At 40.2% G+C, this 20,963-nt stretch carries 14 protein-coding genes; 1 reads left to right on the forward strand and 13 read right to left on the reverse strand.

The window, feature by feature from the left end; translation table 11 throughout:
* Nucleotides 1-30: 30 nt before the first annotated feature.
* Nucleotides 31-3,753 carry a S8 family serine peptidase gene (locus tag MKY92_RS25275; RefSeq protein ID WP_339298072.1) on the reverse strand — a complete coding sequence of 1,241 codons (3,723 nt, stop codon included), beginning with the start codon at nt 3,751-3,753 and terminating at the stop codon, nt 31-33.
* Between the two features lie 445 nt (nt 3,754-4,198).
* Here MKY92_RS25275 and MKY92_RS25280 point away from each other — a divergent pair, with 445 nt between their 5' ends.
* On the forward strand, nt 4,199-4,771 hold the full coding sequence (locus tag MKY92_RS25280; RefSeq protein WP_339298073.1) for an S-layer homology domain-containing protein: 573 nt from the start codon (nt 4,199-4,201) through the stop codon (nt 4,769-4,771).
* A 436-nt stretch (nt 4,772-5,207) separates the two neighbouring features.
* Here MKY92_RS25280 and MKY92_RS25285 read toward each other — a convergent pair whose 3' ends face one another.
* The 12 genes from MKY92_RS25285 to MKY92_RS25340 form a co-directional block, all read right to left on the reverse strand.
* Nucleotides 5,208-5,417 carry a hypothetical protein gene (locus tag MKY92_RS25285; RefSeq protein WP_339298074.1) on the reverse strand — a complete coding sequence of 70 codons (210 nt, stop codon included), beginning with the start codon at nt 5,415-5,417 and terminating at the stop codon, nt 5,208-5,210.
* An 87-nt stretch (nt 5,418-5,504) separates the two neighbouring features.
* Nucleotides 5,505-6,032, reverse strand: coding sequence for a hypothetical protein (locus tag MKY92_RS25290; protein WP_339298075.1), 528 nt, complete (start codon nt 6,030-6,032; stop codon nt 5,505-5,507).
* Between the two features lie 504 nt (nt 6,033-6,536).
* On the reverse strand, nt 6,537-7,691 hold the full coding sequence (locus MKY92_RS25295; RefSeq protein ID WP_339298076.1) for a hypothetical protein: 1,155 nt from the start codon (nt 7,689-7,691) through the stop codon (nt 6,537-6,539).
* Between the two features lie 17 nt (nt 7,692-7,708).
* Complete coding sequence (locus MKY92_RS25300; RefSeq protein WP_339298077.1) at nt 7,709-8,311, reverse strand: hypothetical protein; 603 nt, start codon at nt 8,309-8,311, stop codon at nt 7,709-7,711.
* A 799-nt stretch (nt 8,312-9,110) separates the two neighbouring features.
* Nucleotides 9,111-9,890, reverse strand: coding sequence for a ParA family protein (locus MKY92_RS25305; RefSeq protein WP_339298078.1), 780 nt, complete (start codon nt 9,888-9,890; stop codon nt 9,111-9,113).
* Between the two features lie 911 nt (nt 9,891-10,801).
* On the reverse strand, nt 10,802-11,119 hold the full coding sequence (locus MKY92_RS25310; RefSeq protein ID WP_339298079.1) for a hypothetical protein: 318 nt from the start codon (nt 11,117-11,119) through the stop codon (nt 10,802-10,804).
* 203 nt (nt 11,120-11,322) lie between these two features.
* Nucleotides 11,323-12,048, reverse strand: coding sequence for a SprT family zinc-dependent metalloprotease (locus MKY92_RS25315; protein WP_339298080.1), 726 nt, complete (start codon nt 12,046-12,048; stop codon nt 11,323-11,325).
* A 12-nt stretch (nt 12,049-12,060) separates the two neighbouring features.
* Nucleotides 12,061-15,153: a type I restriction endonuclease subunit R gene (locus MKY92_RS25320; RefSeq protein ID WP_339298081.1), complete on the reverse strand. Its 3,093-nt coding sequence runs from the start codon at nt 15,151-15,153 to the stop codon at nt 12,061-12,063.
* A 43-nt stretch (nt 15,154-15,196) separates the two neighbouring features.
* Nucleotides 15,197-16,522 (reverse strand): restriction endonuclease subunit S, encoded by a 1,326-nt coding sequence (locus MKY92_RS25325; protein WP_339298082.1) that lies wholly within the window; start codon nt 16,520-16,522, stop codon nt 15,197-15,199.
* Between the two features lie 5 nt (nt 16,523-16,527).
* Nucleotides 16,528-18,057, reverse strand: a complete 1,530-nt coding sequence (locus MKY92_RS25330) for a type I restriction-modification system subunit M (protein ID WP_339298083.1) — start codon at nt 18,055-18,057, stop codon at nt 16,528-16,530.
* A gap of 111 nt (nt 18,058-18,168) precedes the next feature.
* On the reverse strand, nt 18,169-20,145 hold the full coding sequence (locus MKY92_RS25335) for an N-6 DNA methylase (RefSeq protein WP_339298084.1): 1,977 nt from the start codon (nt 20,143-20,145) through the stop codon (nt 18,169-18,171).
* 245 nt (nt 20,146-20,390) lie between these two features.
* Complete coding sequence (locus MKY92_RS25340) at nt 20,391-20,513, reverse strand: hypothetical protein (RefSeq protein WP_339298085.1); 123 nt, start codon at nt 20,511-20,513, stop codon at nt 20,391-20,393.
* Between the last annotated feature and the right edge of the window lie 450 nt (nt 20,514-20,963).

Consider the following 20,963-nt stretch of genomic DNA (forward strand, 5'->3'; position numbering starts at 1 on the left):
GGAGTTGCATTAACAACTCCCCCCTGTTGCTTATCGAGTTGAAAACTCCAAAATCAACGGGTTTTTCAGTTCAAAGCTTTCCTTCGAGTCTTTGCTCGCTTTGCCTTTTACCGTGGTATCCAAAATGATCGTGAACGTTTCTTTCGAATCGAACTTACCACCATCCTTCGGCATTACTACAAGACGATTGAACATCACTTTGACTTCTACGTCTTCCACCAACTCGCCTTTGCTATTTAGAACAAAGACATTTTTACCTGGTTGAATAGAAGCTTCATCAATGTACTTATAATTCTCGCTTTTCATTGCTACTTGCAAACTGATACCAACTGGAACAAAAGTGCGAAGCTCCTTTTTCGTTGGAAGATCTTCGATTTTCAGCTCTTTTTTGAGTGTCTCCAATTCCTTTTGGAACTCATCACGTTTCTCTTTGTCAGTCAGGGAGTCAATTGCTGACTTTGCACCAACATAATCAACGATAGTCAGCGATTCCTTCGCTTTCTCAAGAGCTGTTTTCACTTCATCATCCGAAGACGCTTTTTCTGGCGCAGGAGTAACGATAACTGTATTACTGCCGCTACCACTGCCACTTGGAGTTGGAGCTGGTGTTGGATTCGTAGGAATCTCTACAACATCGTCGTCTGGATCTGTCGGATTAATTGGAGGCGTTACTACAGGAACGGCTTGAGTTCTTGCATCAAGCGTAGCACCAGCAGAAACATTGCCACTTGCATCAACTGTTTTTACAACAATGGTATAAGGTTTATCTGCAACCAATCCAGTAAACTCGTAGGACGAATTTGTAGTATCCGCAATAAAGTTGCCGTTAACAAACAGCTTCACCTTTGCAAAATCACTATCCGATGGATTGATCCAACGTGCTGTGATCGTTGTTTGGCTTGTAGCGTCCGTTACCAATCCCGTTACTTCCGCAGGAGCCGTTGTATCAACTGGCGGTTGCGGATTTACTGGAGGATCAATTGGAGGCGTTATGACAGGTATTACTTGTGTTCTGCCTACAACTGAAGTGCCGATGGATTCATTACCGTTTACGTCTACTGTTTTAATAACAATAGAGTAATCTGTATCCGCCGACAGACCAGCGAATTCGAAGAACGAGTTTGTTGTGTCAGAAACAAAAGTTCCATTGAGGTAGAGATTTGCTTTCGCATAATCTGCATCCATTGGATTTACCCACCGAACACGAATGGTGTTAACAGTCGCATCAGCAACTTCCAAGCTCGAAACCTCACCAGGAGGTGTTACATCTACTGGCGGTTGTGGATCAACTGGAGGCGTTACAACGGGTGTTGCCTTCGTTCTGCCCACAATTGAAGTACCAATGGACTCATTACCATTTATGTCTACTGTTTTCACAACGATCGTGTAATCCGTGTTCTCTGTCAGACCAACGAATTTGAAGAACGGGTTCGTTGTGTTAGAAACAAACGTTCCATTTAAGTAGACGTTTGCTTTCGCAAAATCTACATCTATTGGATTTGTCCAAGAAACATCAATGGAAGAATTCGTCTCTCCGACCACCGTAAAGTTGCTGACTTCGGCTGGTGCCGTGTTGTCAACTGGAGGTGTCGAATCAGGTACAGGCTTCGTTTTCGTCATCACATAACGTCCAGACGATTCATTGCCATTAGCATCTACTGTTTTCAATTGAAGAACATAGTTCGTATCCGCAGTCAAACCATTGAATACATAACTTGTTCCTGGTGTTTCACCTACGAGCGTTCCATTCACATACAGATTCGATTTTACGAAGTCTGGATCGCTCGGATTAACCCAAGATACTTCGGCTGTCGTGGTAGTCACTTCTCCAACCGTCAGATTACTTACTTCTGCTGGAGGGGTTGTATCTATTACAGGTTGATTGTCCTTTGTTGTTACAGTGACCATTTCACCCGCAGATTCGTTTCCATTTGCATCAACCGTTTTCGCTTTAAGCTCATAGTTTGTGCTTGGATTCAATCCAGTAAATACATAACGTGTTCCAGAAGCATCCCCAACAAAAACATTGTCTTTGTAAAGGTTAACCTTTTCAAAATCTGCATCGCTTGGATTTATCCAATTGATTTCCGCAGACGTTGTGGTCACTTCGCCAATACTCAGTCCAGAAACTTCATCAGGAGCCGTTGTGTCTGCAACAGGAAGATCATCTGTCGTCACTGTTACGGATTGACCAGCGGATACGTTACCCGATGCGTCTTCGGTTTTGAAATCAAACACGTAAGTCGTGCTTGGAGTCAGACCTGTGAACTCATGTTCCGTAGTCGTGGCACTCCCCACTGACGTTCCGTTTTGAGTCAAATTAACTCTTAGGAAATCTGAATCAGTTGGGTTTGTCCATGTTATTTTCGCTGATGTTGTAGTTTTCTCAGCAACAGCAAGGTTTCTTACTTCCGCAGGTGCGGTAACGTCTGCATCTGTTTTCGCTACAACCACTTCACCAGCCGATTCATTTCCGTTTTGATCCAAAGATTTGACCGCAATGGTGTAAGAAGTATTCGATTGAAGGTTCTCCAACGTAAATACTTCGCCATTTGTCGTACCAACTTTTACATCGTTCGCATAAATATTATTTGTTGCGAAGTCTGCATCTTGTGGATTCGACCAGGAAAGCGAGATGCTGTTTTCGGACTTATCAGCAACGGCAAGATTCGTTACATTCGCAGGAGGAGCAACATCCTTATTGAATGACAGCGAACCAAATCCGTACTCGATATCACGTCCTGGTGCTCCCAGATCAACGGCATATTTTTTAATTTCCTCACGAAGCTCAACATTGCTCATGTTTGGATACTTTTGCATCAACAGAGCAATCATGCCTGCTACGTGTGGAGCCGCCTGTGAAGTACCGCTTGATTTACCATAACCGCCAGTGCCATCGGCTTTCACATATGTTGAAATGACATCAACACCTGGAGCCGCAAGTTCGACTTCCTCACCAACAGAAGAGAAACCTCCACGTTGATTCAAGTTGTCTACTGCCGCAACCGCAATGACACTATCGTATTTTGCAGGGTAATTGACAGTGGGAGTGCTAATCGGAATAGGATTTCCATTAGCATCTTCCTGACTATTGCCTGCCGCACCAACAACGACGATTCCTGCGTTGTAGGCATTATCAATCATTTCCTTTAAGAGTGACGAATCTGTATCCGTACCAAGGGAAACATTGATGATGTCCATTCCATTCTGAATCGACCATTCGATGCCTTCAAGAACGTCGATAAGCGTTCCTTCACCGTCTTCACCCATCGCTTTCACGGCATAGAGTTGAACGTCGGGTGCGACCCCTACCAAACCGCCATTTCCACTTTTAGCGGCAATAATACCAGCAACATGAGTACCATGTCCGTTATCATCGTTATAGCTGGATGTGTAGTCTACGGTCGAAACGCCGCCTGCAATCGTCAATTCGCTGTGTGCGAAAATACCAGAGTCGATAACTGCTACTTTAACGCCTGCTCCCGTATTGCCTTCATCCCACATTTTCGTTGGTTGAACAGCTTGGAAGTTCCATTGGGTTTGCTCCGTTGGAACGGCAGTAACTTTGAAATCTCCACCAGTGATTCGGAATGTGATGTTTCGCTCGATATACGCAATATTCGGATCACTCGCCAATTCATGTAAATCAGCGTTCGTTACCGTAGCGGATACTGCGGGAATCGTTTCGAATTCATGTTTAACATCAACGACTTCATCCAGTACCTTTTCCTTACCCTCTTCGTTCTTGTACACAACAATAACCTCTTGCTCAGTGCCCACCTGACTATCACTTGCATGTGCTAATTGTGAATTGATAATTATTGATAAGACGAGAACTGATGTAAAAACTTTACTGAACTTCTTCATTTGAAATACTCTCTCCCTCGTACTGGGTATGTATAAACATTTGAATCTACTGCTATACCATATCCCACCTCCTACCAAGAATGGTCCAAGTATCATATAGTGTCCTTATATAAGTAAAAAGACCTATACTATTAATTATCGGCAGAGGAGTTGGGGGATTTCAGGGGTGAACACCATTAATCCCCTGATTATTTGTGTCTTTTGTGTGTCTAAAGTTTGGGATTGTAGTAGGATATTCGAACTATAGACGTTAAACTACGTGTTAATGTTTACGACAATATAGAAGAGAATGGTAGGAGGAAATAAGTTAAGAAAAGGAATCCCAATTTTCATGATTATCTTAATGGTAATAACACTTTGTTTTTGGGGGTATAAACCACAAAATGCAGTTGCAAATCAGGGGGCTAATATTGCAGATATTAGGACTCACTGGGCAAAAGAGACAATTGAATGGGCAATAAGCAGAAATATTGTAACAGGGTATGAGGATGGAACTTTTAGACCGAACAAGTTTGTGTCCGAAGCAGAGTTTCTTACGATGTTAATTCGCACCTATTTGCCAGAAATTCAAAGCAGTAAGAGTGGTAACTGGGCTGACAGTTATTGTGAGATTGCTAATCAAAATAACTATTTGCTTGATGGTTATGAGGAAATCGAAAAAAGAAATGAACTGATTACTCGGTTAGAAGTAACAGAATTAATAACCTCAACCCAAGGCAAACATTACGATGGGGATCATGCAATACAATTTATGTACGGTAATAAGTTAGCAAGTGGATCAGATCCCAATACGCTTACTATTACAGGGTTTAAAGCATTGGAGTTGCTTACTCGTGCTGAAGCAGTGCAGTTTATTGAAAACCTATACGAAAATGGGAAAAGGGAGTTACTACCCATTAGGTGAAGTCCCCTTGAGTTCTGATGTCAATTTGCACAGTATGTATGTAGATGAAGTTCAAGTTGCCAAAAGTGAAGGACAACCTATTGTTCGGACTGGTACACTGTTTGTACCTATCGATCCCATTGTAAACGGTATGGCTTTAATGAAAACTGGCTTACTACAGGCGATGGCGATATGTTTTTAAACGGCTGGAAATCAAACAAAAAACTCGATGAAGCGATTGCTATATTTAAAGAACTAAAACCTGAGTAACAAGATTTTGCTCTGGAGCAGATTTGCAAATTAGCAGACTTACAGGCAAAGCAAAATACCGAATCGGATTGACTGCTTTAAATCAATACTGTTACCTTTCAAACAAATTAACACTCAGGCATCAAATAGCCTAAGTGTTAATTTGTTTTTGAAGCAATCGTATTTGAAGATCAACAGACTCCGCCCCCTATAATTCAACCTCTACAACGTCACCTGTGTGAAAGTGAAACTCCATTTCATTTAAGTCCAGCTTGTCCATTGACACTTTCACAACTCCTTGAGCAGTTGCATAAAACTCTTGCATAGAGAATGCCCCCAATGCAATAACCAAACCAGCAACGATTACTGTCTCGATTGAGACGTATCCCATTTTGTTTCTCATCCATTTTTTCAACATATAAATCCCCCCTCTCTTCTCGATTTCTTTATTGTTAATATAGCAAAAGTTCCGTTAATTCATAACGCAAAATAGGTTTAATTCCTCTCAGTCTATGAAAGCTCGAAATGCACCCGATATGGCTTGACTGGAGCTGGCACGCACCAAATTTTCCCAGTAGCGAAGAAAGCTATTGTAGCTCTCCATCAGCAATTTGCCTTCAATGAAAATCGCAAGCAATGAGGTATCTACCTGAGCAGTCTGCCATGGCGAAATCTCGATATTATCGTACACATTGTTGTGCTGGAAAAAGCGAAATTCCTTTTCTTCCGCCAGCTCAATAATTTCAACAAGCAATTTCCTTTTTTCAATTTCTGGAAGTAGTTCAGAAAAATCTTCCGCATAACTCTGATCGTAAAGAGAGAACTGCTCACTCAAGAACATATGCAACTGCTCTTGCACAACCGATTCCTTGATGATAAAGGAGACATTCTCCTCTGATTCCTCGAAATCAAAGAGTTCCAGGTTTACCAACTTGCCAAGTTCTCCTGTGATTTTCTCAATCGTTGTTTTCTCAATTTCTCTTTTTCCAATCAGCATTTGATGGCAAATTCCCATTTGCAGATATTGTCCCATGTTAATATTCCTCCTCTTACTGTGATTTTAAATAGCATTATTTTGAATAGGTAGCCAAAGGTGATGCCGATGACAACCATTAAAAGACCAGCAATCAATTCGGTAATCAAGTTTTGGATGAAGCTTCTCTCTTTAATTTGTTGAGTATGAATTGCACCCTATCCAACTCCATATTTCAATGATGTTGCGTTCATAACGACATTAAAAAAGCCAGCCTATTTTGGCTGACCCTTGGCGCAATCTATGCAGATATAATCAAAGAATAGTCGTTGCATCGTATTGCACCTCACTTAACATTGTTTTGAGCACAATCATACAGCTAAATCTAAAGGCGGTCAACCAAAATTTGGATGGTGTTTCCTTGTAAACAATATAGGATTGCCGCATGCAATAAAGCGGAAAAAGTGTTAACATCAGTCCCAAATACTGAAAGGAGACTCGATATGTCGGAGCATTTGAAAAGCATTGAATTATGTAATGGATGGTAATACCATCCGATAAAAATTAGCGTCTGACCAGGTTCGCGTGCTTGATGCCATCTAAAAACTGATTCGTAATGTCATAATGTATAAAGCGTACATCGATTTGTTTCTGAATCATTTGATAAACATGCCATTTACTCAAAATATGGGATAGTCGGGTATCTCCACGCTCTTTTGAAACAAAGTCGATAGTTGCCGATTCAGCCTGTGACTTTAGATGGTTGGAAGCGAACTCGTCAATGGATACGATACCAACCTTCAGCTCAATCTCATCCTGGAAATAACGGCTGAACATATGGTGCATACAAGCGATATGGGTCGCTATCTTATAAATGTTTGATCTATTGAAAATGTCGAAAATAAGAGCTGTGATCTTAACCTGACCTTCACTAACCTTAATTTGAGCAATGTATGCATTAAACGAGAGCATCGTATCAAGTGTATAATTATGGACTCTTTCTTCCTTGTTTAAATCCTGACTTCTCATAGCGACTTTTTTAACACGATCAACTGAGGTCATTTCAGGCGAGCGATGTTTCCCTCCTCCTTTCCCGTCCGATGCTTCTGATCCCTTCCTCAACCCCTCTCCCATTCTCTGCTTGATTTCCTGCATTTTCTCGATATCTTGCTCAACCGAAAGCATATCCAAATACTTTTGGAGAGTTGCTTCATTTTTCATTTTTTCAAGGAAGAAAAGCCCTTGATTCTTGTTATATAAAATTGTGCTGTGGTAGCGTTCCAATAGATCAATGATTGCTCCAAGCGTTACCCCTATGCCTTCCTTTTCAATGCGGGGAATGACTTTGTTGAGAATATATTGGTTTTTAAAAATGCTGACCAAAATCCTTTCATTCCCCAAAGCTCTCTTGACAGATGCAACGCTGTAGCTGTCTGATTTCCCCTCCAAAAAGCGAATACCATATTTTCGCATTACAAGCATATAGAGTTGGGTATTCTTTCCGTAAGCCGTGAATGACTCTTTTCTTAAAATATCTGCATCAACAAGTTCTGTTATGGAGCTGTAAAACGCTGAGAAGCTTTTTACTGTTCCCATCACTTCTGCGTATCGGTATAACTGTTTCATCAACATGACTTTGTTGCCGAAACAGTAGATAATCTCAAGATACAATCGATACTTATCGCAAACTGCTTGTTTTTTAGCATTGGATATAGTCATAATTTCAATTCCCCCTTTCAAACTCTAATTGTTTCGTATTGGCATCCAATCATGCTGACGAATGTTTCTTTAGATCTCATTTCCTCGATCCCATACGAATTGGTGATGATTTCAACCCCTACTTCGTTTCCCGCGCTATTGATATATAAGCCATCTGGCATTGATATTAGTTTCTCTTTGAGCATATCTTGATACAGCTTTGCTTCCACCTCGTTTCCTTCTTTTCGCATATCGGAAATACGATCTTCAAATTCTTTGCGAATTAGAGTTTCCGTTTTCCAGCTTTCTCGCGACTCTTCTGATAAGCTGAAATATTTTTCTGCTATCGCAAGGTCGTGTATCGGGCTTTGAGCATGGTATGCATAACTCAAAGCCCATAAGCGAGCGGCTGTTTCTCTTCCTGACTTCGTAAGCTTATAACATTCCTCGCTTTTCCCTTTTTGCTTGTACGCGACTTTTTCCATAAGACCATCTCTTACAAGATTTTTGATACGCCTATCGGCTAAGCCGCAAGAGTGAAGATGATCGGAAGAGACATGACCAACTCTGTGCATTGCCGTAAATGCGAGTCGATCTCGGTTGAAAAATTGGGTAACGAGTGGTTTGCTTCTTCTTGCCATTGCTTGCACCTCCTTTTGATGAGTTAATAATTTGACCATCGTAGATGGTCAGTGTGGCATTTGCGTCTCGGAGAGACGATTGTCGCGACGTACTTTCGCGGCAACATGCTTTGTTGACTCATCAGAAGATGAGGCAATGCCTTTTTGTGTTTCGCAGAAACACTTGTCCCATTGGCAAATGGGGCAACGGCTTTTCCCAAGGGGCGAGTTTCCATGGCTCCGTTTTGCAGGGAGTGCCGTAGGCCGAGCGGTCGGCGATAGGCGAGCACAACGGGGCTTGGTGGTTCTTAGTGAGCCGATTTTCCGTAGGAAGAGGCGAGCTTAGAACCCACCCATGGAAACGAAGCCCCTGTTCCCGTTGATGATTGCATTATAGATTTTGAAGGAGGAATTATAACCTTCTCTCGATTAATGCAAAAAAAAGGCTCCACGCCCTTGGGCGTAGGAGCCTCTTCTCGCTCGCGAGAAGCATGGTTTTCATGTTGTTGATGCTGTGCGACAACCCATGCTGTAATTGCAAATGCATGCCCAATTAGATTGTTAGATTGGGTATGAAGCATTATTAGAGTAGTTGACACACCAACACTGGATCAACCTATCTTATTCATCCGATTCTTGATTTGTCAGCGAAATAGTTTATTTTCCGTATTATATTCTTTCCTCTTCCACTTTAAACAAGTACAACTGTGGTCAGGGTTTAATAGAAGTTCTAACGCCATTTTTGATATTTCAAGTTGATCTCGCCCAATTAACTTAGTCTTCATATCGTACTGAGTATTTTTCTGAAGCTTTTTTCTGTTTACTTTTGCCATAACTCAATTCCATTTCGAGTCTTCAAAAGTCGAAAAATCATTTCATCTAAAACAGGCTTAAAAGCAGTGGCTACTTGTGATTTCTGAATAGAATGAGAGTCGATATTAGCGAAAAGAGGCGAGTTGGGGAAAACGCTATTCCAACAATAATCAGGATATAGCCGACACGCTTCCTGGTTATAAAATATGTGCGAAGCTTCAATATCGTTAAATCTTGTCCTTAAAATGCCACCAACCCTTAATTCGGGGTTAAATTCGTCTTGTACATACTTGATTTTATTCAGCCAGCTTTTGATTAGTTGGAGTTTGTTAGGAGAGTACGTCATGACTGCGAAATCGGAGATAGACAATGATAGGCTAAACACTTCTTTGGAAGACGTACTGGGAGTATCTATAACGACAAAATCATAATATGCCGTCTTTGCCTGATTTAGCAGTTCTTTCATTGCAATAACGACCTCTGGCATTTTATAGCCTTGAATGTAAAACTTGAATGGAGAAGAGCAAATCCACTGATCGCCAGGAATAATGTGAAGATTTTCGTTGATAGGAACAATATATGAAGCAACATCGCCACTCTCTAATACATCACAAATCGTTCCTCTCACCGTATTATCGTGTAATAACACCTCGCTCAAGTCGCATTGTCCACATAGGTCGAGTGCCAACACTTTATAATTGGCACTTAATAAGTGTGCAAACATGCAGGCAATCGTTGTCTTGCCAGAGCCGCCAATTGTACTACTAATGCTGATTGCGATAGTCATTAGTCTTTCACCACCCTATTTTGATGGTAAGTTTACCGTTAATATCCGTGAAAAGTCAATACCAAAATAAAGTTAATTATTTTAACACAAATCAGTATAAAAAGTAAATAAGAACTTATCACACATTGTATGAACATGTTTCATACAACCTCATAATTGTTATGAACAAGTTATGAACATCCTCACACCTATTCGGTAACATGTTCGTAATTCTTATGAATTTGTTACACATCTATCCATATAAAAAAACCGAGCAACAATCAGATAGGCTATTTGAGCATTGTTGTCGGCAATGAAAGTTGTTTGCATATTGGAATTTGAAATATAGTCAACTGGGCATGCTTTTGATAACGTCCTTATGAATTCCGTGCCACACAATCCTGCGCGGTTTCCCTTGCCTCTTTTAAAGATTCCCACAATATCTAAACCTCCTCCTCTCCTGAACACAGATTTCAGAGGAAGATGTCGATCTGTTACCCAACTCTTCTAAAATCTCGCTTTTCAAAGTAAAAGTACCGAAGAATCGGCTATATTCACCGATATCGACGGTACTTTTATTGATTCCCCCTAATTATCTCTTGATTATTCTTATACATCTGAATACGAAATCATCGGGGATGGAGAAAGCGTTCGTTATAATCATCGCTTTAATGACAGAAAACCTACCTTCTAATGACCCCACAACTAAGAAAAAACCGCCAATCCGAAATTGTTATATTAGTGACTGAGATTCTCAAGTAATCTCCTCATGTTCAGTCCACACTTGGAATTAAGACTTGTATTGATCTAAGAAAAAAGTGTACTATTCATTCGTTCCATTTTTTTCATTATTGAATTGACTCTCAAATACTTCTTTTGCCCCTTCGTGCCAACCAGTAAACTTATAAATCCTTTTGGTTACTTTCCTGCCTTCACCTGTAACGCCACGAAGTAATAGCCCCCTCGTTTATTGTCGCAGAAAGCCCACCTTTTCCACTTGTATCATAAAACTCTTCTATCTCCACAGTTTCAGCCGTATTTATTCGAGTCGCAATTGCAAGTTCTTGAGCAACTCGGGCTTGAGCTTGAGCCATTTGCGATAAAAGTTCTTGTCTTGCAGTTTCTATTTGCAACTCGAAAACAGGTGACTCTGACATGCCTTGTATTTTCTCAACCGCCTTCTCTGCTCCCTTAGTAATTAAATAAACTGAAGGATTTAATGCAAACAATACTTTATCTTTAGTACTCATTTTTTTTGGGGTCGAACATATTCAACATCTTCCACAACTCCTTTTTATACTGCTTTTGTACGAAAACCACCTTTTCACAACCTGACAACTCGCATTTTACATTTCAGGCAAGTTTAACGGAGATGGAATTGATCATATTTCTTATTTATTTCAACTTTACATAAACCTAATCGGTTTTCCTCGCGTTATTTCAGCGTATTCCGCTATAATTCTCTAACTATTTCTTCATCCAACATAGCTTTTCTCTTTTCCCAGTCGGGCATTAACAAATAAAGCATATTATAGAAGCCGTCCTTGTGGTCATTATATTGAAAATGAATCAACTCGTGTAGCACCACATAATCGATACAATATTTAGGTGCTTTAATCAACTCTGAATTAAGAAGAATGGTATTCGAATCAATGAGTGCAGAACCCCATCTTGCCTTCATAGTACGTAGGTCAATCCTCGGTTTGTGAATGCCGTATTTTTGCACCAGCGAATATTGTTTATCTAAAGACTCTTCAAATGTTTTGATTGCCTTATCACGATACCATTCATCCATCAGCTTGGCTTTACGAGCATAATTATTCGGATCTTTTACCATAAGTACAATAAAACCTCGGTAATACTTGACCCTTTCTTCTTCAGTAGTGATTTCCAAACGCAAACGATACTGCTTACCTAAATACTTGTATGATTCGCCACTAACATATTCACGTTCGCTTTGTTTATACGGCTGTACTTGTTCAAAACTGTTTACATTCTTCAAGATCCAGCCGCCCTTACTCTTTACAAAATCGTATATAAAACTGAGTGGTACTTTCTCCGAAGCAGAGATCATAATCGTCATATTAGGTTTAATGTTGAGGTTTACATTCTTAACATTTTTTCGTTCAATGAAAAACTCGATTACACGATCGGCAAATACTATCTGATGTTTTTCCATAATGTCACTACCTTAATAACGACGTAATGCCACTGTCTTTATCTGTTCAATAATTTTATCAACTTGGTCAAAGCCAAGACTGACATTATGCTCTTTCGTAAAGTCAAAGATAAGGTCATCTAATTCTTGTGCAATCCGATTGTGTACTTCCATGTTATCATGCCAATCCACCTTGGTGTAAGCACGAATGATATCTTCCATTTTCAATGCTAATTCGGCTAATAGTTCTTCACTCATCTTCTGCTCTTTCATAATGTCTTTCGTCACACCATAGAAAGCCTGAGCATTTCCATTTTTCCTGATGCTATCAGGATAATCCTCAACAGGCTCCCCTTCCTGGTATTCCTTTTTAAGATCATTCATTCTCTGCAAATACTCGGCTTCAGAAATCCGTTGTTGCTTATATGCCTCAATTGCTTCCTTTACCCGTTCAGAAAACTTCTTGTAATACGCAGGATTCTCATCCCATTTTGTATTGATGCTTTTAGTAAGACGAGTACGAATCGCATCTGCTTTGGCGCGTTTCGATTCTAACCGCTCCAATTCCTCTTCAAATGCCTTTTGATTAAGAATATCCACTGGATTAGTGATGCGAATAACCTCTTCAGCAGAGATATAATGGTCCATTAGATTCTGCATTTTCGCTTCATATTCTTTATGGTCAATGGTATCGGAATAGCGTAACTTCACCGCTTTACGAAGTTCTTGAAAAAATTTCAAGTCCTTCTTAAACCTTTTCAATTCCTCTGGCGGCAATGCGTTATAAATTTTTTCAGACTCTAATGCTATACCAAGATTTTGCCCGAATTTTGAGAGGACTCCGTAAAATTCTTGCCTACGCTCCTCATCTTCCAGCCATACTTCATATTCTTCAGCATCTTGTTTGTTCTTAATTGGAGCGAAAATTTGAAGTAAGTCGGAGTGGTACTGCCGCAATGAACCAATTACACTGATCACATCGTAAATGGCTCCCTGCAAATCCTTGGGATCGAAGTTTTCAAGCCCTGCACCTGAATACATCTCCAATGCCTGGTCCAATCTATCCAACAATCCCCTGTAATCGATAATGAAACCATAGTCTTTACCATCATACAATCGATTAACTCTGGCAATTGCCTGTAACAATGTATGCTCTCTCATTGGCTTATCAATATATAAAACAGTAGCTCTTGGTGCATCGAAACCAGTAAGAAGCTTATCAACAACGATTAACAACTCAATCTCATCACCCTCGATGAAATCCTCTTTAATCGCATCCTCATAGTTTTCGTCATCACCATAGCGATTCATCATTCGATTCCAAAAATTGAGCACCTTATCTCTTGACACCTCATCGACTATTTCATGCCCTTCTCTTTGATCTGGAGGAGAAATGACAACAGCACACGTAAGATCACCAAACTCCTCAAAGGCTTCTAAATATCGAATAGCTTCAATCTTACTATTGGTCGCAAGCATTGCTTTGAACTGGCTTCCCTGTGTCTTATAGTTGTCCAAAAAATGCTGATTAATATCAAATGCAATCATACTAATCCGCTGATTAGATGAGGCAATCCGCTCAAACTGACTCCACTTTTTCATGACCTCATCTTTTTGCTTGTCATTTAAGTTACGAGTGATCATCTCCAAGCGGGTATCAATCGCCTTTTGATTGACTGTTTGATCGATCATTTTCCCCTCGTATAGAAGTGGGACAATCGCCTTGTCTCTTACACCGTCAGCAATCGTATATGTATGAATTAGTTTACCAAACTTAATCATGGTGCTCTTTTCTTTCTTCATGAGCGGCGTGCCTGTGAAACCCAAATAACAGGCGTTGGGGAAAACCTTTTTCATCTTAATGTGAAGTTCACCATACTGTGTCCGATGCGATTCATCGACTAAGATGAATATATCTCTGGACTCTATAGGTTTTAGCTGTGTCGAAGCCGTATCGAACTTATGAACCAATGTTGTCACAATATCCGCATTGTTGTCTTTAATGAGATCGACAAGATGCGACCCTTTAGTCGCCCTGCTTGCTTTTAATCGTGTATGTTTAAACGTCTTATGTATCTGCTTATCCAGTTCCACTCGATCGGTTACGATAACCACTTTTGGATTAAAATCATTCATCTCGGATAGGATATATTTCGCCAGCATCACCATCGTTAAGCTCTTGCCTGAACCTTGGGTATGCCATATGACACCAGATTGACGATTCCCATTTTCGTCACGTTCTTGGATGGTCTTGATGATTTCCTTGATCGCAAAATATTGTTGATATCGAGTTACCTTCTTAACATCTTTATCAAAAAGGGTAAAGAAGTGAGTTAGTTCCAGCAACCGTTCAGGATGAAACAGAGAGATGATATTCTTATCTTGCGTTGTCGGCAAGCGACCTACGACGGTTTCATCCAATAGTGAATGCAACCATTCTTCTTTCTCTTCCTTCCACACCGACCAGAACTTCTTTGGCGTGTTGCACGTTGCATACTTCGTCTCATTTTTGTTCGTAGACATGACGATTTGTACATACTTAAAGAGCTGTGGAGCATAGTCCTTCCCCTGGTTGCGAATCATTTGACTAATGCCTTGTTCCATCGAGATTGATGCCTTCTTACATTCAATAACAGCAAACGGGATCCCATTCACGAACAACACAACATCGGGACGTATAGTACCACGCCCATCCATACGTTCTACTGTAAATTCTTCAATCACATGAAAAACATTATTCTCGAAGTTATCCCAATCAATGTAATGAATCGTGAATGACTTCTTTGAGCCGTCGGGTAAGAACTCCGTGTAGCTTCGCCCCAACATCAGTGTCTCGAAGATCTTCTCATTCGTTTTCACGAGTCCGTCTGTTAATGGCTCATCAAGATCCCGAATGGCTTGCTGAATATTGGTCTGGCTGAATTTATAGGTAACTCCCTTGTATTCATACGAGTTAAAATCTTTCAATTTTTCTTCCAATACCGTTTTCAACAAAACGTCATAGAGACTACCACGTATTGATTCCGCTTGCTCTGGTGTTAGGATTCTATATTGTAATCCCTTTAGAATATCAAGCGCTGGCTGTTGGCTGATATTACGCTCGTCATTGTTATTTTCTCGTTCCACTTTTACACCTCCGAAAGTAGGGATTAGAAGAAAAGGGCAAAGGTTAGACCTTTACCCGCACTTTTCCTGTTAGTAAGAGTTGCATTAATCCTTTTTTCTGTTTTTTCAAAGAATCTACTTCTCTTTCAAGGCATTGTATTTCCTCTACTGCTAACGATAATACCTCGGCGATTTTTCTTTGCTCATTTTTAGGCGGACAAGCAACTGGGATATCGAAAAAGTCATTAACATCTAAATTTAATAATCCATCGTTTCTAACACCTGTATTTATCACACGAGTCAAATGTCTATTCAATTTTCCTGATATAAAATAATGTTTATAGAACTCAGTGTCACCCTCAATGATTTGAAAACTATAATAAACATTTGGTATGACAGCCTCATCATAGTCTTCCAGCCTAAAAATACAACCACATGGATACGTTTTAGAATTGCCTTTGTTATAGGCAAATTCATTTTTCTTAATCAGAATATATTTTGATAGATTCTCACCCGCAATAACTTTACTAAACCTATCACTTTGATTAAGAAAACCGCTTAATGAAGAAATTGTTAAAACAGGGTACTCCTCTTTCCCCTCATTTTTCCGTAGCATCCTTTTTGATATCTTCTTTAACTTTGCTACCATCCATTCTTCAGGAAGTATTCCTACCTTTGTATCCTTATAACCTACAGGAACCTCTCCTCCCTTAATCATTTCAAGACGTTCTTGTATTTCTCCTTCCGTATACTTTTCCCTGTCATTCCATCTGATTTGCCCCATCAACAATTTCTGCATCAACCCCTTTTTCCGCTCTTTTTTCTGCTCGATTAGCTTTTCTTTTAGTTCAATAGCTTTATCCCAGATAGAGAGGATTGAGGCGATCTTTTGTTGTTCTTCTGGCGGTGGAATTGGAATTTCAAAAGCAAACAGGTCTTCTAAAGTTATGCTTGCTTGGTTCGCATTACCCCTGGCACTGCTTTCTATATGGTAAACGTACCTTCTTGTAGTTAGGTTGTTATATAAAAATAGTTGATCAACATTTGATTTTGCTCTAAGTCTTACAGCATTTTGATTAAGTAGAGATCCCTCTATACTGCGAGGTACTGTTATTACCTTACCAACCATTGAATCGTATAGGGGAGGTCTTGAACCTACTGTTGTAACGATTATATCTCCATCTAACAGTTCATATTCTTTGTATACATCTTTTGTTTCAGAAGATAGGTAGATCGGATCTTCATCTCTAATTGAGTTGTAGGTTGTATCGGAGACTCGGATTACTCTAATTCCCTCACTACGATAATCTATAGACTTAAACGCATATCCTTTTTTATAATCAACTAAATCACCCAGATTCGATAATTCCCAATTCGTGTTCTGCATCATCTCACCTACAATCCAAGTTCTTTAAGGTATTTGTCCATCTGTGCTTCTGCCTCTTGAATCTCCTGCTTAATACTTGTAATATTCACTTTCACTTGCTCCATATTAACTTGATCTTCTTCCTCAAACGTATCCACATACCTTGGAATGTTGAGGTTAAAGTCGTTCTCTTTAATCTCATCAACTGTAGCTACATATGAGTATTTATCAATGGATTCGTACTTTTCATACGTTTCCATGATTATTTGAAGATCTTCTTCTCTTAACTTGTTTTGATTCTTACCTTTTTCATAGTTACCTTCACTTGATCCATCTATGAACAGCACATCTTTACGCTTACGATCTTTCTTGAAAACCATAATACACGCTGGAATATTTGTACCAAAGAATAGTCCTTCTGGAAGTCCTATTACAGCATCTAATAGATTCATTTCAATAATCTGTTGACGGATCTTCCCTTCGCTTCCTCCACGGAATAAAGCCCCATGTGGCAGAATCGTTGCCATGCGACCGTTCTCAGCTAATGAATACAACATGTGTTGTACGAAGGCATAGTCTCCCTTGGATGTTGGTGGTACGCCCCATTCAAATCTTCTATGTTGATCAAGGCTCGCTTCCATTTTGAACTTCTCATCAGTATTTCCTTCACCTGCAAACCCCATCGCCCACTTGTCCAAAGAAAAAGGTGGATTAGCAACGATCGCCTGGAACCGCATCAACTTTCCATCTTCCAAGTGCAATGGATTCGATAACGTGTCGCCCCATTCAATCTTTGCATCATCAATGCCATGCAAGTACATGTTCATGAGAGCCAATGAATGTGTTTGCCCATTCCTTTCTTGCCCATAGATAGCAACCTTCTTACTCGGCACTTGATTAGCTACCTTAATCAGCAAGGAGCCTGAGCCACATGTTGGGTCATATATACGGTCATTTTCTTTTGGCTTCACCAATCGAGCAAGAAGTTCTGATACCATGGAAGGTGTAAAGAACTCTCCGCCCTTCTTACCAGCATCTGAGGCAAATCGTTCAATCATAAATTGATATGCATCGCCAATGACATCTTCACTGCCTACAACAGAAGGCTTCAAAGTCAGCTTATTGAAGTCCTCCAACAATGCACGAAGCATCGCATTTCTTTCCTTCGCTTTACCAAGTGTTGCTTCGCTGTTAAAGTCGATATTACGGAATACACCACGCAGTTTCCCTGTATTCTCGTTCTCCAACCGTTCCAAAGCTTTGTTGATGATTTCACCGATCTCCGTATCCGTACGTTTGCTATATAAATAAGCGAAAGTGGAGAGTTCATCTAAAACGAACCGTTCCCTGGATAATGCACGTTGAATCCGTCGCTCATCCCCATCATAGCGTTTCGTATATTCTTCGACATGCTCTTTATACGCATCACTTAAATACTTGATAAACAGCATCGTCAGGATGTAATCCTTATATGTACTGGAATCAATTTTTCCTCGAAATGTATCCGCCGCTTGCCATAAAACTGCATTTATTTGTTGTGATGTGACTTGCTCAATCATCTTTCTTCCCCCTAAATTCTACTTCCCTATTATTGTTCAAGTAGCCTTTATTACAATAATACATGATAGGAAGGAGAGTGAGTATCTCTCCCTCTTTAACAATTATCGGTATTAATCAATCATCACATAAGAATCAGAGATTCCCATAATATGATAGCTCTCACTATAGTTGTGCTCCTGCCTCTTTCTCGCTTGCTCCATCACTGCTTGATACTCTTCGTCAGATCCAAGTAACAATTGTGCGATATCACGTTGCTTATCAATCGCAAGCTTTGGCAACTTAATCGACGCAACATCCTTATGACTCAATACAGTGACGGTTGTTCCACGCTGATAGGCTTGTAGGTAATATTGTCCAATGGGACTCTCCAGAAACGCCTTAATAAAATTCGGGTCGTATTGCATTGGGTCCAATACACGAATTCGAAGAAAATTCTGAGAAAATACCAACGGCTTCTCTTTGACATCTTCTTGAGTCACCACAGTCATTTTAAGCGTAGTACCACGACTGGACAGTAATAAGTCACCTGGCTCCAACTCATACTCTCGTGCTCTTTTTGGACTCAATGTAATCCCCTTCAGTCCATCTGGTATGATCTTTCCTTCTTGCACATCAACAAGATTCACCAAGTAATGGGTTGGCTCTGCATCATCGGAATCATCCTTTGTAGGATTAAGCCCCCTATCGACCTCTGCAATTTCACCCAGTGCTATTTTCGGGAGATCAGACTGCTCATAGTGCTTACGGTTAATGTTTGCTCGCCCGATCTTAGTGTCTACCTCTGCCTTTTCGAAGTACCTCAAAGGGAGCAGACTCCAATCATTAGATGAGATCTCGCTGACTGGCACGCTTCTGCTGTACCCATCGATTTGAGAGTAATTACGATATGCCATAACAATGTCTTCAATGTCAGACTCACGCAGTTCATTCTGATTTCGCATCGCCTTCTTGAAGCCATCTTCGGCATTGATGAACAATATTCGGTCACTCATCGTAGTAGGTTTGTTCTTATTAATAATCAGTACAGCCACAGGTATTCCAGTACCGATGAATAGGTTGGATGGCAAGCCAATGACGGCTTCAATCAACCCTTCCTGGATCAAGTTTGCACGAATTTTCGCTTCGGAAGCACCCCTTTGAAGTACACCATGAGGAACCACAATAACCGCCTTACCGTCTTTCTTGAGGGAAGCAATACTGTGAAGGACAAAAGCCATATCCCCATAAGCCCGACTCGGAAGACCGTATCTGAAACGTCCGTATACATCTTTCTCAGCTTCATCATAGCCCCAATTACTCACTGCGAACGGTGGCGAATTAAGGATCCCATCAAACTTCATTAAGTGTCCATCTTCATCCTTCAACTGAGGTGAGGTGATGGTATTACCCAGCTTAACATCAGTTATTTCGGGATATAACCCATGTATGATTAGATTCATTATCCCTAAAGCACGAGTCTGAGGATTGATCTCTTGACCAAATAGCTTAACCTCCTCATGGTTCAACTGTGCGTACTTATAAGCCTCGATTAAAAAACCATTTAATCCTGAAGCATGGTCACATATCATTCCACTTGTCTTATCGAGAAGGCGTGGAAGAAGTGTGCTAATGCTTTTTGGACTATTTCCCTCCCCGCCCTGAGTACCTTCCCTTGAAATGAAAGCCTCCAGTAAATTGTCTAAGTATCGTGTAACTGTTCCAGTTAATGGATTTGAATCCTCGTATAAGTCACGATTGTAAGAATGGCGATTTAAAATATTTTCGACAACCTTATATAGACTCAGATCATTATGATATCGGCTGTAATCATTTAAAGTAAAGACATCCTTTAAGGAATGATTCAATCTCTCCAGCTCTCGAAAAGCTATGGATAGCCTTTTTCCTAAATCTAATCCATTCGATGTAACCACCTCCCAGGACTGGTTATTCGGGATATTGAATCCATGATCGGTGTTTTCACATAAGAGCTTATAAGTCAGCATCGGTTGCAAAGTAAGCCTCATCTCGCTGTTTTGCATCTCGCTTCTCCAATTATCCCCAATAACCCATGCATCTTTCTCAGCCTCATTAAGAACTGCGTTTCTCATTCTAAACAACCTCCTCGTTTTTGCGATTACATTAAATATGTATTGACAATACACATTAAAACCAGTTGTGTACGTGCTGTATTTCCTTGTTTTCTATAATAACTAATCCACGCCATTTTGTAAAGAGTATTGTTAATATTCTTTTTTAGTATTAGTCTGTTACTTTTATTGGTTTGACGACACATTTAATCTACATGTACTCTCACTATAAAAAAAACGCAAATAAATGCGGTTCATCGACTTGCTCAATACAATTTGGGTACCATTGCCACGAGCATCTCATCAAGAATGTAAGCCAGCTTTCTTATCGTACCGTCCAGGTCATCTTCTGGTTTAAAACTAACTCCTATCTTCCGATTCTTCGCCATAAATGCAGGGTGAACTGTTCAAAGTTCAGTAACTTTCTCTTGAATCAAGGTGTATAGTATTTCCTGACATGACTCTAAGTGTAGATATATCGAGGCGAGTCAATATTTATTTCGAGTACTCACTCTAAAGTTAACGCCACTTCGACCTCCGCCAATCGAGATCTGACAATCATAACTGTTATGCTTCTTAGCTTTCTACACATTGGTTAAATAGGGTACGTAATCTCTTAGCTTTACAAGTATATATTGCTTAACGTCTTCAACTCGCTCATAATTATAATCTGTGACAGCAATTGCTCGTCCAGTATGAGTTGACGGAACTTGTAAATAAACGTCAAATAGCTCCAGCGGCGGACACACGGAATCCCCTATTCATTGTAACTGTCCCATACATCAAGCTTGTACAATTATTTAAGCTCCTCTACCTTAACGACGGCTTCTTCATCTACA

This window comes from Paenibacillus sp. FSL R5-0623 (genome assembly GCF_037974265.1).
GTDB lineage: Bacteria > Bacillota > Bacilli > Paenibacillales > Paenibacillaceae > Paenibacillus.

Excerpts from the sequence above, each read along its gene's own strand:
- MKY92_RS25280 (WP_339298073.1), top strand. The coding sequence starts at position 4,199 with ATGATTATCTTAATGGTAATAACACTTTGTTTTTGGGGGTATAAACCA.
- MKY92_RS25285 (WP_339298074.1), bottom strand. The coding sequence starts at position 5,417 with ATGTTGAAAAAATGGATGAGAAACAAAATGGGATACGTCTCAATCGAG.
- MKY92_RS25300 (WP_339298077.1), bottom strand. The coding sequence starts at position 8,311 with ATGGCAAGAAGAAGCAAACCACTCGTTACCCAATTTTTCAACCGAGAT.
- MKY92_RS25305 (WP_339298078.1), bottom strand. The coding sequence starts at position 9,890 with ATGACTATCGCAATCAGCATTAGTAGTACAATTGGCGGCTCTGGCAAG.
- MKY92_RS25335 (WP_339298084.1), bottom strand. The coding sequence starts at position 20,145 with ATGAGAAACGCAGTTCTTAATGAGGCTGAGAAAGATGCATGGGTTATT.
- MKY92_RS25325 (WP_339298082.1), bottom strand. The coding sequence starts at position 16,522 with ATGATGCAGAACACGAATTGGGAATTATCGAATCTGGGTGATTTAGTT.
- MKY92_RS25340 (WP_339298085.1), bottom strand. The coding sequence starts at position 20,513 with ATGGCGAAGAATCGGAAGATAGGAGTTAGTTTTAAACCAGAAGATGAC.
- MKY92_RS25290 (WP_339298075.1), bottom strand. The coding sequence starts at position 6,032 with ATGGGACAATATCTGCAAATGGGAATTTGCCATCAAATGCTGATTGGA.
- MKY92_RS25330 (WP_339298083.1), bottom strand. The coding sequence starts at position 18,057 with ATGATTGAGCAAGTCACATCACAACAAATAAATGCAGTTTTATGGCAA.
- MKY92_RS25315 (WP_339298080.1), bottom strand. The coding sequence starts at position 12,048 with ATGGAAAAACATCAGATAGTATTTGCCGATCGTGTAATCGAGTTTTTC.
- MKY92_RS25295 (WP_339298076.1), bottom strand. The coding sequence starts at position 7,691 with ATGACTATATCCAATGCTAAAAAACAAGCAGTTTGCGATAAGTATCGA.
- MKY92_RS25310 (WP_339298079.1), bottom strand. The coding sequence starts at position 11,119 with ATGAGTACTAAAGATAAAGTATTGTTTGCATTAAATCCTTCAGTTTAT.